This is a genomic window from Gilliamella apicola, from assembly GCF_003202655.1.
Lineage (GTDB): Bacteria > Pseudomonadota > Gammaproteobacteria > Enterobacterales > Orbaceae > Gilliamella > Gilliamella apicola_R.
The window spans coordinates 12,377-30,062 of record NZ_QGLR01000010.1; the positions used below are offsets into that span (position 1 = coordinate 12,377).

Consider the following 17,686-nt stretch of genomic DNA (forward strand, 5'->3'; position numbering starts at 1 on the left):
TTATATCGAATTACATTTTTCTCATTGACAATTCCCATTTTTAAGAATTTTTAAAATTTAAAAAACAACTTAATTTTCAATTAATTAATATATTCATTACGCTTATTCAATCTTAAAAATAATAAATTTCAGTTTACCTTCATCCTATTTACAATATTTCTTCGAATAATCATAATTTTGTGAATAAAAATAAATTGCTTATTATTCAATAAACTATTCACAACTTCGAATCAAAAATATCAGTTTGGCATAAAAATTGCTTTTAATGGTTAAACCAACATAACGGGAGCAATATTATGACTAATGATATAAAACTAATTCAATTACTTCGCGATGAAATGGTACTGGCATTAGGTTGTACCGAACCTATTGCAATTGCCTACGCCGCTGCCCTAGCAGCCAAACACTTAGGACATCTACCGGATAGAATCATCGCTGAATGTAGCGGTAATATGATCAAAAATGTAAAAAGTGTAATTGTACCTAATTCTGATGGCATGAAAGGTATAGATACTGCTTGTTTAGTTGGCGCTTTTTACGGGGATGCAGATAAGAAACTAGAAGTATTATCACAAGTAACCAAAGAGCAGGCCAAACAGTGTCGAAAACTTAGGGAAACAATACCTTGTGAAATTAAATTACTAGAAAGCCCCCATACCTTACATATTCTTATCAGTACCTTTTATGGCGATAATAAGGTTAGTGTTGAGATTCAAGATAGCCATACCAACGTAGTTAAAATTAGTAAAGATGGTGAAATTCTACAATCTAAAAATAGTGAAACATTAACCGAACATCCAACCAATCTATTAGAAAATATCACTATTAAAGACATTATCAATTTTTCCCGTTTCTGTGATTATTCCCCCCTCATCGATCTTTTAGAACTTGAAATTGAGTGTAATTCACGTATAGCCAATGAAGGGATCAACAATAATTACGGTGCTAACGTGGGTAAAATAATTTTAAACACATCTAATGGTGATCTGAAAAACCGCGCTAAAGCTTTTGCAGCAGCAGGATCTGACGCACGTATGAGTGGTTGTGATTTACCGGTAATGATTAATTCCGGAAGTGGAAATCAAGGATTAACCGTTTCATTACCTATCATTGTTTATGCCGATCAATTAAAAACCTCGCAGTCACAACTTTATCGAGCACTTATTTTAAGTAATCTCATTGCATTATATGAAAAGTCCTATATTGGCAAACTTTCTGCTTATTGTGGTGTGGTTTGTGCAGCTAGTGGTAGTGCGGCAGGTATTACTTTTTTGATGAATGGCAATGATGAACAAATTGAAAACGCTGTTATTAATACATTAGGAACACTATCTGGTATGGTTTGTGATGGAGCAAAAGCCTCTTGTGCCGCCAAAATCGCCGCAAGTGTTGATGCAGCAATTACTAGCCATGAGATGGCAATGTTAAATAACGCGCTACACGATGGCGATGGAATTGTTAAACAAGGTTTGGATAAAACCGTAAAAGCAGTTGGCAAGTTAGCAAATCATGGCATGCGTATAACGGATAAAGAAATTTTGAATATTATGTTGGAAAAGTAATTAGCCAACCAAGGAGAAAAAATGGCAAATCAGAATCGTCTTGAACAAGACATCGAAACATTACGCAATATATCTGACCCTTGTGATGGTGGTGTCACACGTATTGGGTTAACGCCCAGATATCGTCAGGGGGTTAACTACATAAAGGCACAAATGCAAGCTGTAGGATTAACAATTCGTGAAGATGAAGTTGGTAATGTTTATGGAATAATGCAAGGAACTCATCCTACATTGCCAAGCATTATTAGTGGTTCACATTTAGACACGGTGAAAAATGCTGGAGCTTTTGATGGAATTGCTGGTGTGGTTTGTGCCCTTGAAGTGGCGCGAATGCTAAAAGAGCAAAATATTCAACTTAAACACAATTATGAAGTTGTGGCATTTGTTGAAGAAGAAGGTACTCATTTTGGTACTGTTTTGCTGGGTAGTCGGTATATTACCGGAGAGTTAAATGAGGTTGATAAAGATCGTTTAAGAAATGATGAAGGTCAAACCTTACGCCAAATTTTACAACAGTACTCTACCGGCGTAACGACAATTTCAGCCAAGCGCGATCCCCAAACCATCAAAGCTTTTTTAGAGCTACATGATGAACAAGGTCCGGTGCTTGAAGCGACTAAAACTGATATAGGCATTGTCGATAATATTGTAGCAATTGGACAATTAGTGATAACTATCACAGGTTTTGCCGGTCACGCGGGGACTGTACCGATGACTATGCGCCAAGATGCGGGTATTGCAGGCTGTCAATTTGTTAGTCACCTTAACCAATACACCTTACGCAAATATGCTGAACAGGCCACTTTGACGGTTGGCAAATTTAGTCTATCCCCGAATTCTGCTAACACTATTCCAAATCAATGTACGTTCACTTTAGATATTCGTTCTGGTGATGAAAAGATTGTACATAATATCATCAAGCATGTGAGCTCATTAGCGCTAATTATCAATGATGAATTCAATGTAGTTTGTGAAGTTAAACAAGTTTCTTTCAAAGATCCGGTTGTAATGGATAGCGGATTACGACAATTACTACAAGCAACAGCTGAAGATCTAGGATTATCTGTGCGCCATTTAAATAGTGGTGCAGGTCATGATGCCATGATTATGTCTGGGATATGTCCTACAGCCATGATATTTATTCCTTGCTACAAAGGTATTACTCATCATCCAGATGAAAATGTGACTTGGCAAGATATGGCTAAAGGCACTGATGTTTTATTTAACACCATTATTCAACTTGATAAGAAATAAAGTATTTTCATACAACTTGAATATGTAATTTAGAGAGGAAGCAAAAATGGAAAATAACAATAAAATTGAAAGCAATAGAATTGCAGATGATTTAGAACCTGTCTCAATGTATCAAATCTTTGCCAGAATGTTTATTCATCTTGCAAAAGAGATCGTTGAGGAATTTGGTGAAAAAGGTGAAGCAGCCGTTAAACGAGGGGTATGGAATTTTGGTGTTGAACGCGGGAAGGATATTGCTCGGCGAGCTCATGTTCGGGGACAAAAAAATGATAGTGATAATTATTTAATTAGTTATGACATGGATCGTAGTGATGAGTTTGAAAGTATTGATACTTATGGGGATGGCTATGTAGAACAATATTTTACGCGTTGTGTATTTGCAAGTGAATTCCAAAAAGCCGGAATGGAAAAATATGGTTGGCTCTATTGTGAAATGATTGATCCAGCAATTGCTTACGGGTACAACCCTAACTTAGAGTGTATTCATGAGAAACACTTCTTTACTGATAATGTATGTACCTTCTGTTTTAAAATGAAAGATTGCAAGGGGAGTAAATCATGACAGAACAATATAGTGAAATAGCCAATAGTCTTCTTTTATGGTTGGCTGCGGCTCCTGCTCTCTGTTTCGTATTTCTTCAAGCATTTTTATTCTTTCGTAAAAGTGTTAAAACGGCTAAAAGTATTGGTATTACCGATAAACAGGTTAAAAGTGCTATCCGAGGGGCATCAATTGCCTCGATTGGACCATGTTTTATGATGTTGTCTGGAATTTTAACCCTAATGTTATACGTTGGTGCGCCAATGGCATGGATGCGTGTTGATTTTATTGGCTCAGTGGCTGATGCTTTGATGGAAGCTGCATTTACCGCCGATGGCATGGGGATAACATTAGGTAATAGTGAACTGGATGTAAATTATCTGTGTGCTACGGCAATCGTTATGACAACTTGTGGGTTGCCATTCCTACTCTTTGTCTCCTTCTTTGCGCATCGTATGGATAAAGTAAATAAATTTATGTCAGGGGGAAATGTACACTTAATCCCAATAATTGGCGGCGGAGCAATGATTGGTAGCTTTGGGGCGCTAACCATGAACTTTGCTTATCCATTAGGTGCTAACACCATTGCCATTATCTGTTCAGCAATCAGTATGACGGCCATTGTGTTATATAACCGCAAAGCTAATATTCAATGGTTAAAAGAATGGGGATTAACTATCTGTATGGTAATTGGAATGACGGCGGCAGTTATCGCTAAGTAAATAAAGGAACTATTATGACAAAAATAAACACAACCAAAATTTTTGATAAAGATTATATGCCGTATATTGTCAGTCGGGGCAAATGGTGTACACGTTTAGTTTTACTAGTCGCTTATTTACCTGTTTTAGTATTGTTATTTTACTTTGATGCCCACCCTACTTCAGACAGTATCTTTACTGGTATGGTTTCGATGTTATCCATTTTATTGCCTTGGTATGTTGTTGATCCGATTTCGTTACAATCAATTTTTGGTGTACCCGGTATGTACCTTTCTTATATGGCTGGAAATACCAAAGAGGTCCGTGTGCCAGCATCTACACAAGCATTAAATGCAGCCGGTTACCAACTGGGAACTCAAGAAGGAACAATTATTTCGGCAATAGGTATTTCAACCTCAACTTTTATTAGTTTAACTTTGATGACATTTTTAGCTATTTCAGGACAAGTCATTATCCAAATACTTCCACAACCAATTCTTGACGCATTACAATATTTATTACCAGCATTATTTGGTGCACTTTTCACTGATCGCTTATTAAATAGTCCAGCAAAACTATCCCTAAGTTCGTTACCAGTGATATTTATTGTCAAAGTATTGGCTGTAATGGGTATATTTACCGTTTTACCGTTTGGTGGAGGCTATGCTTCTATCATTATTTGCGTAATAACATGCATGATATTAGCAAAAATGCTTTGTGCAAAGAAAATAGTCGATGAATCCTGTTAGTTATTAATGAAAAAGAGTTTATCTAATTTTTATTAAGCTGAGTAGAACAAGAAGTGGTGCCAGTGGTCGGACTCGAACCGACACGCTTTTAAGGGCGGCGGATTTTGAATCCGCTGCGTCTACCAATTTCGCCACACTGGCATTAGAAGTGTAAATAAGTAAACGTGGGCATTATACTAAGGTTTGTGATATCTGCAACAATTATTATCATTAACCGCTTTGTTTGTCTAAAAATCAAGCTATTATCAGCATTTATATCCTTTAGGTTTAATATGATAGATATGTCTCTATAACCGATGGCTATATAGCAATATAGCAATATAGCAATATAGCAATATTTTGAATAACAGATTTTGTATATTTATTTATGCCAAATAAATTATCTTTAATCAGATGCTATAATTCCATCTGAAATTACTCTAGGTTAATAATAATGTGACAGAGTTCAAAAAATCCAATCTTTATTCCCTAACAATGATTATCAGCGGTATATGATTGCTCAATCTGTTAATCAAAAAAGAGAATCATCCTATGAAATACAACCTTTGTAGTTTTTTAAAAAATATCTTTTTAGTCTGTGTCTTATCTGTCTTATATGTGACAAACTGTTTTTCATCACAGGGTATTATTGATTCTAGTAAAACAATCAAAAGTCAAATTTTAGGTAACGATGTTCACTACACGGTATATTTGCCTCCAGATTATAATAGTTCTAATAGAACCTATCCTATTTTTTATTTTTTACATGGCGGTGCGGATGGTATTCATACCGATCCTTATACTCAGGGTAATTTACAAGCTCATTTAGATAATTTAATCAATTCTGGAAAGATAACGCCCATGATTGTTGTCACACCTGATGCTACTAGAAATGGGTCTTTTGAAAATAATACCTATTATATGAACGATGCTGATGGCCAGTATCGTTATGAGGATATGTTTATCAAAGAATTCATGCCTCAAATTGAAAAAAACTACAGAGTAAATAATTTACCCAAATTTAGGGCTATCGGAGGTCTTTCAATGGGTGGATTTGGCGCTCTTCATTATACCCTAAAATATCCTGGATTATTTAAAGCAACAGCGGCCTTAAGTGGAGCTGTAAGAACCAAAGAAGAAATAATTTCAATGGATATGAATAAATATAATCGACGTTATGGTAAAGCATTTGGTTTAAACCTTGTAGGCGAACGCAGAGTAAATAATAAATTTTATGAAGATTTTGATATTTTAAATACTACATCAAATAAGTTGGCGTCAGAGGGCTATTTTTATCTTGATTGCGGTTCTAAAGATGACTTTCTTATTGGTAATACCTTATTAAGTCTTAATCTAAGGAAAAATAAAATGAATTACACATATATTGTTCGAGATGGTGGCCATGACTGGTCATACTGGACTTCTGGATTTGATGGCATGCTGCTCTTTATTAGCCAGAAAATGCAAGATTTTAGATTTATAGATTAAGATTGGTTTTAATTTCAATTAACTTTTTAGTTTAAATGAATTTACTAAATAAGCAGACAACTCTGCTTATTTAGCTAATATTATTAGATTTAATCAATAAAATTTTTCTAGGTTAAAAAATAAATACTTTTTTACCACTTCCGTTTCCAAGCAGGTAATTTTTTTAATATTACATATGCAGTATGTTTTGCTATTGAATAATCGATATGATGATTATTAGCATAACGCAGAGCAACTTCTTGCCATTTCTCATCAAACGTTTTCATTGTGCCATCATTATGAGCGCAATGTTTACAGTAATTTTTAGACAAGTCATGCAAAGGATAATCACCAAGTGAAGTCATGGGCATGCCACAAGCAATACACATTTTCATATTTTAAATCCCAATTAGTTAGCGATGGTAATTAAAATAAATCGCCATAATGTGGTTAAAAATGCTACTCCGAGTTTGGCTGGAATACAAGTAATATAAGAAAATAGATATGTTAATATTAAAAAATAAAATCCATTTGTGCCGATTGAGTATTTGATAAACTATTTTGTTGTTGTAGTTGTTGTAGTTGTTGTAATTGTTGCTGTCGATGTTGCTGCGCTAATTGATAACGACGCCTTAAAGATCGCTGTTTGCATAATCGCAAAATTTGCTGTTTTTGACTATCTGAAAATGTTAACCAATTGAATCTTTCCTCTCGAGAACGAAAACATTTGATACAGTAACCTTGCTTATCCGTTTCACATACACGGCTACATGGGCTTTGTATGGCAAAAAATTCAATTTGATCCAATTTTACATCTTCCTATGATGATCAATAAGGTCTATTAAAGATCTTCTAAACCTAATCCTTTACTTAGTACTTTAAAACAATCTTCACAATCATGTGTTGCCGCATCAAGTAATATTTGTGTTGGTGCATGGATTAATTTATTGGTCAATTTATGTGAAAACTCAAAAAACACCTCATCAATATTGGCACCCTGTTTAATGGCATTTAATGCTTTTAACTCCAATTCCCGTTTGATGATTTGCGCATTATGCCGATACTGTTTTACGTATTGCACTGCATGTCTGGTTTTTAACCACTCGATATATAATTCGGCTTGTTCACGAATAATATATTCAGCTTCATTTGCGGCAATAACTCGTTGCTCTAAATTATTTTGAACAGTTTGTTGTAGGTCATCAACAGTATAAAGATGAATATTTTTAAGTTGACTAATTTCAGATTCAACATCACGAGGAACCGCTAAATCGATAAATAACATTGGGTTATCGTTTCGTTCATGCAATGTCCGCTCTACCATTCCTTTGCCAATAATGGGTAAAGGGCTAGCTGTTGAACTAATCACAATATCCACATCTTTAAGTCGATTAGCAATATCCGGTAAAGAGATGATCTCGGCATCAATAACTGACGTCAATTTAAGGGCTTTCTCGCGGGTACGATTAGCCACAATAATATGTTTGAATACATGTGACTTTAAGTATCGTGAAATAAGTTCTATGGTCTCACCTGCCCCTACTAGCATTACACTTAACTCAGCGGTATTAGGAAATAGATCGCGGGCAACCAGACAGGCAGCATAAGCCACTGAAGCGGTATTGGCGCCAATATTAGTTTCGGTGCGAACAATTTTGGCGACATGAAAAATCGATTGAAAAAGTTTTTCAAGTTGAGCTGACAAACAATTATTTTGTTGAGCGAAACAATAAGCTTGCTTCACTTGACCAAGAATTTGAGGTTCGCCAATAATTAATGAATCAATACCGCAAGCGACAGACATAAGATGTTCCACTGCTTGTTGACCTACATAGCAATATAGCGAGTCTTGAAAAACCGCCAGATCAATGTGATGAAACTGGGCTAACCAATTTTCCACAGATTGCTTTAGGCGAATAAAATCAGCCTCGTGTTCATAACTTAGATAAATTTCGGTACGGTTACAAGTCGATAAAATGGCACATCCATCAACTAGAGGATGCTGATAGAGACTATATAATGCTTTATCAATAATCTCATTAGAAAAAGCGATTTTTTCTCTTAAAGCGACAGACGCACTTTTATGATTTACACCTAATACTGTAATAGACATTGCCTTGATTCTTTTATAATAGTTTATTAAAGCGTCTTAAATTGTTTATTATAGCCAAAAAAATTATAAAGGTTAATGACAGTTACCTTTTCTTATTCGTAATATTATCAGCTATAATAACTCCCTCTTTGGACCATAACTACCTGTGAGTTATTTTATGACAAAAATCAAATTTGCCCTTTTTTTAATATTGCCACTAATGATTACCGCATGTCAATCAACTAAACATCAAACTAATACATCTATTGAGCAACAATGGCAAAACCATCGACAAATTCTTGAACAAATTAATTCATTCCGAGTTATTGGCACCATTGCCCATACCGGAACAGCAACGAAGAGCTATGGTCGTTTTTTAATTGACCAACAATCGCCCGATTATTATGAAGTGAAACTAACGACTCCAGTTGGCACCAATGTACTAACATTAAAATCTAAGCCTGATTATGCCGAAATGATCGATAAAAGTGGCGGATATTACACTGATGTTAATGTTGAGCAATTAATGAAAAAAGTATCTAACATCAACATCCCGCTTAACTCACTACATAATTGGTTAAAAGGCTTTTCAAATGACAGTCAGCTCGATAAGTTAGACAGTTTAGGGAGACTTGTTACCACTTCATTTATACAGAATGATAATAAATGGCAATTGAAGATCCCAAGCTACGCAACTTATACTTTTAAAAATCAGAATATTGATTTACCGGCGATCATTGAACTTTCACAAGGTGATGAGCTTATTCGTTTAAAAATTATTAAATGGACTTTGAAATAAAGGATACAAGCATGAATCATTGGTTATCACCGGCTAAATTAAATTTATTTTTATATATTACTGGTCGCCGCCCAGACAATTATCATAATTTACAAACCTTATTTCAATTTATTGATATTTGTGACAAGGTAACTTTTTCTGTGCGCAATGATGGTAAAATAAAATTATTAACACAATTTGACCATATTCCTGAGGCTAAAAATTTAATCACTATTGCGGCTCAGCGATTAAAATCCTACGCTAACAACAGCCAACTTGGTGTTGATATCGCTATAGAGAAGATAATCCCAATGGGTGGCGGGCTGGGTGGCGCGTCGTCCAATGCGGCGACAGTTCTAGTGGCTTTAAATCAGTTATGGAATTTAAATATTAAACAACAGACATTAATGAAAATAGGTCGTTCAATCGGTGCCGATGTGCCTATTTTTATTTATGGTCACGCCGCCTTTGCTGAAGGTATTGGCGATCAATTTCAACAAGTTACTATCCCTGAATATTGGTATTTAGTTAGCTACCCTAATATTGAAATTTCAACCGTTAAAGTATTTAATCATCCTAAATTGCATCGTGATACACCAGTACGAACTATTGATCAGCTTATGGCTACTCCTTTTGATAAATTTAGTAACGATTGTGAAAATGTAGTACGTCAATGTTATCCTCAAGTTGATCAACTTATCGCTTATCTGTCGCAATTTGCACCAACCAGATTAACTGGCACAGGTGCCTGTGTTTTCACGCGTTGTGACTCAGAAGAACAAGCATTATTTATACAAAATGAACTTAAATCCTTGGCTGTTAAAAGCTTTATAGCTAAGTCATTAAACACCTCGCCACTTTATGCAGACCACTAATTTTACTTAGCGCCCCTAATTAACCATACAAATCGAATTAAGTTGTATGGTTAATTATTCTAAAAATTAGAAATCTAAGGTTAACTTACCGCATCGTTAGGAATAACAAACAGGTGATGATCATAATATTCAACACAATAAAGCCCTTCGAAACTTTTGTAACCTTGTTTAGCTAACTCGGTTTTTAACCATTTTTCATCTTTACCTAGTTGTTCTAGAATATTGTCAACCGGTTGTTCATTTTCTAGGACGATAACCGATATATCTTTATCCCCTTTCTTAACGATTGATAACTGTCCATTCGGTTCCAAAATTGCTTTCTCGACACTATGAATGTTAAAAACATTTTTCATTCTTAACAGTACGGCAAAACTGGCCAGATCTAAATTTATTGCAGTGAAGGCATCCAATTTTAATTTCCCATGATCCATCAATATTATTGGATTACCAACAATAAATGCCTTAGCATTTTGACTGCGTTTTTTTAGATAATTTGAGGTATACATGATTGCCGTCCACATCAACAATACGATGATAAAATCATAGATAGTTAATTTGGGGTTATAGATAATGCCACCAGCAATGCCACCTAAAATCATATTCCCTATAAAATCAATACTCGACATTTGCGACAACGAAGTCTTGCCGGTTATTTTTAAAAATAACACAATGCAGATAAACACAACTAATAGCTTTATAGCAATAATAAGAAAATCCAGATAACTAAGCATAGTACTCTCCAAAATGTTAAATACCTTGGGTAATGAAAACAATTTGTACTAAAGTTAATAATGCAAATGGATAAAAATTTTTAGTGCTTAGACGAGATATTAACCACAATACCGGTAAATAAAGGCATAACTATTCAGTTTTGATGGCTGAAAATATGCATAATAATGATTGATGCATCAATATTAAATTGGATATTGATTATTTTAGCAATCGATTTTTATTAAACAGCTAAAATATTTAGTCAACAGAGTAAATAAAAATAGTTGTCAATTTTTCGGTTGCACAGCTACTGTCATTTTTAATAAGCTTAATTAACCATCTAGCGAAATTATTATAGAAGATATATAAGATGTTAATAACTAACTCTAAGCAAAAAGAGGTTTATTACCAAGCTTTACTTAAAAGAGATCACAATTATGTTGGGAGCTTTTATGTTGGCGTCAAAACTACTTCGGTTTTTTGTATTGCGACTTGCCGAGCCAGAAAACCGAAATTTGCCAATATTGACTTTTTCTCTTCATTCAAATCTGCACTTGATGCGGGTTATCGACCATGCAAAATATGCAAACCAACCGAAAATGCTAATCAAGCACCCGAAGAGATAATTAAAGCCATCGCAATGATTAATAATCATCCTAAAGAAAAGATCACCGATTATCAATTAAAGCAAAATAACTTAAGTCCTGAAACAATTCGCCGTTGGTTTAAAAAACATTATGGAATTACTTTCCATGCTTATCAACGAATGTACCGAATTAACCATGCTTTTCAAGAATTAAAATCAGGAAAAAACGTAATCAATACTGCATTTGATACGGGTTACAACTCGTTAAGTGGCTTTGGTTATACCTATAAAAAAATTATGAAAAAGTCACCATCAGCAGAAAATCAGCAAGATGTCATATTAATCGACAGATTAACAACACCTTTAGGCCCTATGTTTGTTTGCGCAACCAATCAAGGAATTTGCCTATTAGAGTTTGTCGATCGAAGAATGCTAGAAACAGAATTTGAACAACTGCAAAGTTTACTTAAAATGAAGATTATTTTTGGCGAAAATCAACATATCCAACAAGTTAAAGTTGAAATTGCTGAATATTTTGCTGGAACAAGAACTCACTTCACCGTTGCTTTACATACACCTGGTACCCTATTTCAACAAACCGTCTGGGATTGCTTAAAACAAATTCCCTATGGCGAATTATCTACTTATAAACAGCAAGCACAGAGAATTAATAATCCACTGGCAATTCGAGCAGTAGCCAGCGCAAATGGTAATAACCGCGTTGCCATTATTGTTCCTTGTCATCGAGTAATAGGTTCCAATGGTGAGCTAATGGGTTATGGCGGCGGATTAGAGAGAAAAAAATGGTTAATTGAACATGAAAATAAAAATCGTAAGAACTGATAATTACTCAAAAAATAGTTATCAGTTAGTCAATACCCAAAACTCAATTAAAAAAGTTTTAAATTTTTAGAGACATAAACCTTCAGAAAGATCTGATGCCAAGTTACATCTAACAAGAATTAGCGTAATTTACTTCTGAGCGGTTACTTTAAACAACGCAAAATTCAGATCAATAATGTGTATGGCAACTTTAATGCCTATAACCAATCCCATGAATTGTTTTGATTAAAATTGGAATCGTTGGGTTAATTTCAATTTGTTTTCGCAATTTTGAAATATGTTGATCGAGTGTTCGGCTATTAGGCAAATAGTCATATCCCCATACATAATCAAAAAGCATATCTCGCGTAACAACTTGATTTTTATGTTGATATAAACACTGCAAAATCTTAATTTCGCGCAATGTTAATTCAATAATCTGATCATTCCTTTTTGCATATAATTCAGTAGGATAAACATTTAAATCACCAAATTGAAAATAATCCTCTTGGGAAGTATTAGCGTTTTTTAATTTTAAATAACGTTTAGCAATAGCCTTGATTCTCGCTCTAAGTTCATGAATACCAAAAGGCTTATTCATATAATCATCAGCACCAAGTTCTAAACCAATTACCCGATCAATCTCTTCATCTTTAGCGGATAAAAATAAAATTGGCACATCTTCATCTAATTTACGGATAGCACGACAAACAGAATAACCATCAAGCTCGGGCATCATAATGTCTAAAATAATAAAATCGGGTTGATGTTGTTCAAATAGTTGAAGTGCAACTTTACCATTAGCCGCTTTGATAATCGTATAGCCCTCTTTTTCTAACAGATCTGCCATACCATTAAGAATATGCTTATCGTCTTCAGCAATTAAGATTTTCATTTCCCTGCTCCGTTAAAATAAGTGAAAATGCCATCCCTGGATTTTGATTGATAACTTTAATCTCTCCGTGGATCTGATTTGCTAACTGATTAGCAATCGTCAAACCTATTCCTGTGCCAGAAACCCCTTCGGTTATCGATGAATTGACGCGGTAAAATGGTTCAAAAATCTGTTTCAATAAATGATTGGCAATGCCTTCTCCATAATCACGAACCGTAATTATTACCTGTTTTCCAGATTTGATTAAAGATAAATCAACTTGTTTACCATTTGCAGCATATTTTTCGGCATTGCTCAAAAAATTATTGAGAATTTGCATTACACAATCTTCATCAGTATCGACAATACAATCACTATCAAGCTTAATGATGTTAAGCTGTAATGATTTAGCTGCTAAAATAGGTTTAAAGGTGTGATATATCTGCTTAAGTAGTAAGGTTAAATCAATCGATCTTATATTTACGCTATTAGGTTTATTAAAAGTTAACACATTTTGCACCAATCGAGTTAGTCGTTTACTTTCAGCACTGATTATATGTAGATAATCTGGAATTGGCGCTGGTTCATCTTCTAAATACTCGGATAACATTTCAGAATATAGCGTGATATTGGTCAAAGGAGTTTTAAATTCATGTGAAACTTGCCCAACAAAACTCACCTGCTGTTTTGCTAAACGCAAAGTTCGACTATATTCTCGATAGGCGTAGCAAATAAGTCCAAGCAGAACAATAAGGAATAAACCAATAACACCTGTACCTAGCAGATATAAATTAACTAAGTTTGGTGAGGGATAATAATAAGTTAAATGCCAATTTTGCAAGGGATAATCAAGGACAATCGAAATTTCATTATCAAAAATTTCCCCATTGCTATAAATCTGTTTATCACCGTCGGATAATCTAAAATTATCCTCAAAAGCTTGTTTATCTAATAAACTGATAACATCAAATGAAAATTTGATATTGGAAAGTTCAAAACCAATAATATTATCCGACTTAATTGACCAATAAATTAAGTGGTTATACATTTGATACCAACCAGAACTTGGTTCAAATTGTTCAGAATGATCTTGTTGCTTAAACAAAACCGAATTGTCCATTGCAATTGATTCAACCAACTTATGCCACTGAGAATCATCAAAATCACTTAAAAATAAAATCTTATTTTTATTGACGATGAAAATATTCTTAATATCAGCTTGCGTAGCTAATAAATCGTCAGCTTTATCATTGTTGTTATCAATTTGTGATGCCAAATTACTTAGATAAGATAAGCGCTGATTTAACAACGATTCAATCGATAATTTGATATTATTTATACGGCTTTTCACGAGTAAGGTTTCATTATTTTCACGCAACAAAACTTCATGCTCGACACTTCGCCAACCTAAATAGCTGATGAATGCCATTAATACCAATAAAGATAAAATCGTTGTTAATTTTTTCATAACTATTTTTTCATAACTATTTTTTCATAACTATTTTTTCATAACTATTTTTTCATAACTATTTTTTAATTACATTACTTTTTGATTCAAATTGTTGTTGAGTCATTACTTTACGGGAAACATTGCTATCCTGATTTTTAACTGCATCAACCATAATATTATTTTTCTCAATTTGACTATTTATTCTTGCTTTTGATGAAGGTGATATCATCATGTTTGAAAATGATGCTAGTCTACTACTATTTTGCATAAGCATTTCTTCTGCTTCCGCATGCATTCCTTTATCGTAAAGCGACAAAGCTTCTTCATTCGCAAGAGTCACTTTCTGTATTTCTGACTCAGCTAAAACATCTTGAATTATAGAATCTTGAACTAATTTTTTATTGTCAGTATAAGCAATGCTAACCAATTGAGTTTCATGTTCCGCTTTATTGACCAATAAATTATCATATTTTAAATCAATTTCAGCTAATGCCTTACTTTGACCTACTTTTCCTTCCTCCGGAAGCACCTCTAGCAATACATATTTTTCTTGATTTGAAAACAGTTGATTCATTTTAACCGTGACTTGATTCCCTTTAATCACCCCATCGCGACCAAGTAGACGCACCGGTTTAACACCCTCTTTCAATTGAATAGTAATAACAACATCTTGAGCAACTGTGGACATTACATCAGTAAACTCGTGAACAAACACATTTTCAAGCTCTGATGAGTTATTGACAAATACATGATTACCATCACTATAACTGGCGATCGATGACATTAATAATTCATTATAACCTGAGCCAATCCCCATGGTAGTGATCGCAATATTCTTTTTCGCTGCAATAATTGCCAACTCAGATAGCTCATTGACAGAACTTGGTCCAACATTAGCTTCACCATCAGAGAGCAAAATAATACGATTAACTTTATCTTTGGTAAGCTGATTTTCAACTTGCTTAATTCCTTTACTCAAACCGGCAAATAGAGCCGTTCCTCCACCGGCAATAACATTCTTATTAATAAGTTGAATGATTTTTTGTTTATCTTTTACTTTGCTTGCAGGAACAATCACTTCTGCTTCGCTATCATAGGCAACAATAGATAATGTATCCTCTTCATTCAACAAATTGACCGCAAAAATAGCTGCTTCTCTCGCTTTTTCAATGCGATCGCCACCCATTGAACCTGATCTATCAATAACAATAGCTAAATTAAGCGGTACCCGTTTGTTGGTATCAACTTTTTGACCAGTTAACGAGATTTTTAAGTAATTTGCTTCTGGATTACCTTCTAGAATAATTGGTGAAGACAATTCTGAACGAACTTGAATTTGTTTAATTGGTTCAGCGTGGCTAAATAAGCTACAGACTGAAAGCCCTAACATGGCAAATAGTTTAATAAATTTCATTGTGTTTCCCTTACTTTGTAGAGTTTATTTAATTATTCACCAATTGCCAAATAAACTGTCTAATTAATGTATTTATTTGTAAAAAGTTGTAAAAAAATATACCTGATAAAATAATACCTAAAAAATCTCCCTATTAGTACTGAAACTAAGCAAACTCGCTATTTTACGGTGCGTTAACTGTTTGTTTATTGCCAGTCTAAAGGGCAAAGGTATATAATAAAAAATTAGTCGCTCTTAAAGAGAATAGTTAGAGAACATTTACAATGACTCAATCAAAACTTGAACTTATTAAAAATAGTATTATCACCATCCCCAACTACCCTAAGCAAGGTATTTTGTTTCGTGATATCACCAGTTTACTTGAGAACCCAATCGCTTTTCGAACCGCTGTCGATCTTTTAATTGAACATTATAAAGATAAAAAAATCGATAAAGTTGTAGGTACTGAAGCGCGTGGTTTTATCTTTGCCGCACCGCTTGCTTTAGCATTAGGCGTTGGTTTTGTACCAGTAAGAAAACCGAATAAGTTACCGCGTAACGTATTTAGAGAAGAGTATCAACTCGAATATGGTACTGATACCTTAGAAATGCATTGCGATGCGATCAAACCTAACGAAAGAGTTTTAATTATTGATGATTTACTTGCAACCGGAGGCACTGTTGCCGCTACTGCAAAATTAATCCAAAAAGCGGGTGGGATCGCTGAAGATGCTGCTTTTGTCATCAATTTACCTGATTTACATGGTAAAACTAAATTAACCGAAATGGGCATTAATTGTTATACCTTAGTCGATTTCGCCGGTGAATAACACTTATTTTTTAGGGCGAGCTGTCGCCCTAAAAAATAATCTACTATCTTAATTTATTAATTTCTTTATTTTCCCAACTAACAATTCTTAGTTAAGCCACATCAATATTTTCTTTATAACCAATTCACCTATCTCCTAACAGACAAATTTGCATGTATATGCACAAACTATCTATTTTAAGCTTGATTTTGTTTTTAAAGTGAATTATTATTCAAAAATAACGCATAATTATTTTAAAGGATTTAATAATGAAAAAATTTAGCCATATTATTGCAAGAACACCAGCAAAATCGTTAATTAATGGTCTAACTTCGGCTAATTTAGGTAAACCGGATTATCAAAAAGCATTAGATCAACACAACAACTATATCCGTGCTTTACAGCAGTGTGATGTAGATATCACCATTCTGCCTGCCAGTGAAGAATTTCCTGACTCTGTTTTTGTCGAAGATGTTGCGCTTTGCACACCGCATTGTGCCATTATTACTAGGCCTGGCGCTGAAACTCGCCGAGCCGAAACAACACTCATTACTGAGGCAATTAATCGCTTTTATCCGAATAAAGTTGAATATATACAAGCTCCCGGCACCGTCGAAGCGGGTGACATTATGATGGTCGACAAGCACTTTTACATTGGTTTATCAGCACGAACCAACCAAGAAGGTGCTAAACAAATGATAGCTATCTTAGAAAAATATGGATTATCAGGTTCTGTAGTAACTTTAGAGAAAGTATTACACCTAAAAACTGGCCTCGCCTATTTGGAACACAATAATCTATTAGCCGCAGGGGAATTTATTACTAAACCTGAGTTTCAACATCTCAATATTATTGAAATACCTGAAGAAGAAAGCTATGCGGCTAACTGTATCTGGGTTAATGAACGCGTCATCATGCCGGCTGGTTATCCAATAACTAAAGCAAAAATTGCCGCTCTAGGCTATCAAGTGATCGAGGTTGATACTTCAGAATATCGTAAAATTGATGGCGGTGTAAGCTGTATGTCATTGCGATTTTAACCA

The 17,686-nt window shown here is 34.3% G+C and carries 18 protein-coding genes and 1 tRNA gene; 11 read left to right on the top strand and 8 right to left on the bottom strand.

The window, feature by feature from the left end; all coding sequences use genetic code 11:
• Nucleotides 1-296: 296 nt before the first annotated feature.
• Genes DKK70_RS08230 through DKK70_RS08250 form a run of 5 tightly spaced genes read left to right on the top strand, consistent with a single transcriptional unit; the run spans nucleotide 297 to nucleotide 4,807 of the window.
• The gene (locus tag DKK70_RS08230) at nucleotides 297-1,562 is read left to right on the top strand and encodes an L-cysteine desulfidase family protein (RefSeq protein WP_181415951.1); all 1,266 of its coding nucleotides are present in this window, start codon (nucleotides 297-299) and stop codon (nucleotides 1,560-1,562) included.
• Nucleotides 1,563-1,583: 21 nt separating this feature from the next.
• Entirely contained in the window at nucleotides 1,584-2,816 is a 1,233-nt protein-coding gene (locus DKK70_RS08235; protein WP_110433567.1) for a M20 family metallo-hydrolase, read from the top strand.
• A gap of 46 nt (nucleotides 2,817-2,862) precedes the next feature.
• A complete protein-coding gene (locus DKK70_RS08240; RefSeq protein ID WP_110433568.1) occupies nucleotides 2,863-3,378 on the top strand; it encodes an L-2-amino-thiazoline-4-carboxylic acid hydrolase in 516 nt (171 codons plus the stop codon).
• Nucleotides 3,375-4,079, top strand: coding sequence for a DUF5058 family protein (locus tag DKK70_RS08245; RefSeq protein WP_110433569.1), 705 nt, complete (start codon nucleotides 3,375-3,377; stop codon nucleotides 4,077-4,079). The genes DKK70_RS08240 and DKK70_RS08245 overlap by 4 nt, the downstream gene beginning before the upstream one ends.
• A gap of 14 nt (nucleotides 4,080-4,093) precedes the next feature.
• Nucleotides 4,094-4,807 (top strand): hypothetical protein, encoded by a 714-nt coding sequence (locus tag DKK70_RS08250; RefSeq protein ID WP_110433570.1) that lies wholly within the window; start codon nucleotides 4,094-4,096, stop codon nucleotides 4,805-4,807.
• A 54-nt stretch (nucleotides 4,808-4,861) separates the two neighbouring features.
• Here the strand turns inward: DKK70_RS08250 and DKK70_RS08255 are convergent.
• Nucleotides 4,862-4,948, bottom strand: a tRNA-Leu gene (locus tag DKK70_RS08255).
• Between the two features lie 390 nt (nucleotides 4,949-5,338).
• Here DKK70_RS08255 and DKK70_RS08260 point away from each other — a divergent pair.
• Nucleotides 5,339-6,274, top strand: a complete 936-nt coding sequence (locus DKK70_RS08260) for an alpha/beta hydrolase (RefSeq protein ID WP_110433571.1) — start codon at nucleotides 5,339-5,341, stop codon at nucleotides 6,272-6,274.
• A 131-nt stretch (nucleotides 6,275-6,405) separates the two neighbouring features.
• On the opposite strand, the gene DKK70_RS08265 is transcribed toward DKK70_RS08260, so the two are convergent.
• The 3 genes from DKK70_RS08265 to hemA all read right to left on the bottom strand — a co-directional run bounded on the left by DKK70_RS08265 (nucleotide 6,406) and on the right by hemA (nucleotide 8,366).
• The gene (locus DKK70_RS08265) at nucleotides 6,406-6,648 is read right to left on the bottom strand and encodes a zinc ribbon domain-containing protein (protein WP_110433572.1); all 243 of its coding nucleotides are present in this window, start codon (nucleotides 6,646-6,648) and stop codon (nucleotides 6,406-6,408) included.
• Nucleotides 6,649-6,766: 118 nt separating this feature from the next.
• A complete protein-coding gene (locus DKK70_RS08270) occupies nucleotides 6,767-7,060 on the bottom strand; it encodes a DUF1289 domain-containing protein (RefSeq protein WP_110433573.1) in 294 nt (97 codons plus the stop codon).
• A 34-nt stretch (nucleotides 7,061-7,094) separates the two neighbouring features.
• Nucleotides 7,095-8,366 (bottom strand): glutamyl-tRNA reductase, encoded by a 1,272-nt coding sequence (gene hemA, locus DKK70_RS08275; protein WP_110433574.1) that lies wholly within the window; start codon nucleotides 8,364-8,366, stop codon nucleotides 7,095-7,097.
• Nucleotides 8,367-8,523: 157 nt separating this feature from the next.
• On the opposite strand from hemA, the gene lolB reads away from it, so the two are divergent.
• Together lolB and ispE are read left to right on the top strand one after the other, a co-directional pair.
• Complete coding sequence (gene lolB, locus DKK70_RS08280; protein ID WP_110433575.1) at nucleotides 8,524-9,144, top strand: lipoprotein insertase outer membrane protein LolB; 621 nt, start codon at nucleotides 8,524-8,526, stop codon at nucleotides 9,142-9,144.
• Nucleotides 9,145-9,155: 11 nt separating this feature from the next.
• The gene (gene ispE / locus DKK70_RS08285; protein ID WP_219999728.1) at nucleotides 9,156-9,998 is read left to right on the top strand and encodes a 4-(cytidine 5'-diphospho)-2-C-methyl-D-erythritol kinase; all 843 of its coding nucleotides are present in this window, start codon (nucleotides 9,156-9,158) and stop codon (nucleotides 9,996-9,998) included.
• An 80-nt stretch (nucleotides 9,999-10,078) separates the two neighbouring features.
• On the opposite strand, the gene DKK70_RS08290 is transcribed toward ispE, so the two are convergent.
• On the bottom strand, nucleotides 10,079-10,729 hold the full coding sequence (locus DKK70_RS08290; RefSeq protein WP_110433577.1) for a DUF421 domain-containing protein: 651 nt from the start codon (nucleotides 10,727-10,729) through the stop codon (nucleotides 10,079-10,081).
• A gap of 350 nt (nucleotides 10,730-11,079) precedes the next feature.
• Here DKK70_RS08290 and DKK70_RS08295 point away from each other — a divergent pair, with 350 nt between their 5' ends.
• Nucleotides 11,080-12,138: a bifunctional transcriptional activator/DNA repair enzyme AdaA gene (locus DKK70_RS08295; protein WP_110433578.1), complete on the top strand. Its 1,059-nt coding sequence runs from the start codon at nucleotides 11,080-11,082 to the stop codon at nucleotides 12,136-12,138.
• 190 nt (nucleotides 12,139-12,328) lie between these two features.
• On the opposite strand, the gene DKK70_RS08300 is transcribed toward DKK70_RS08295, so the two are convergent.
• From DKK70_RS08300 to DKK70_RS08310, 3 genes are read right to left on the bottom strand one after another with little or no spacing between them, the layout of a single operon-like run.
• The gene (locus tag DKK70_RS08300; protein WP_110433579.1) at nucleotides 12,329-13,012 is read right to left on the bottom strand and encodes a response regulator transcription factor; all 684 of its coding nucleotides are present in this window, start codon (nucleotides 13,010-13,012) and stop codon (nucleotides 12,329-12,331) included.
• Nucleotides 12,993-14,459, bottom strand: coding sequence for a sensor histidine kinase (locus tag DKK70_RS08305; RefSeq protein ID WP_110433580.1), 1,467 nt, complete (start codon nucleotides 14,457-14,459; stop codon nucleotides 12,993-12,995). The genes DKK70_RS08300 and DKK70_RS08305 overlap by 20 nt, the downstream gene beginning before the upstream one ends.
• Before the next feature lie 58 nt (nucleotides 14,460-14,517).
• Nucleotides 14,518-15,855 (bottom strand): vWA domain-containing protein, encoded by a 1,338-nt coding sequence (locus DKK70_RS08310; protein WP_110433581.1) that lies wholly within the window; start codon nucleotides 15,853-15,855, stop codon nucleotides 14,518-14,520.
• A gap of 263 nt (nucleotides 15,856-16,118) precedes the next feature.
• On the opposite strand from DKK70_RS08310, the gene apt reads away from it, so the two are divergent.
• Both apt and ddaH read left to right on the top strand, forming a co-directional pair.
• Entirely contained in the window at nucleotides 16,119-16,664 is a 546-nt protein-coding gene (apt, locus tag DKK70_RS08315; protein WP_110433582.1) for an adenine phosphoribosyltransferase, read from the top strand.
• 248 nt (nucleotides 16,665-16,912) lie between these two features.
• Nucleotides 16,913-17,683 (top strand): dimethylargininase, encoded by a 771-nt coding sequence (ddaH, locus tag DKK70_RS08320; protein ID WP_110433583.1) that lies wholly within the window; start codon nucleotides 16,913-16,915, stop codon nucleotides 17,681-17,683.
• Nucleotides 17,684-17,686 lie beyond the last annotated feature (3 nt).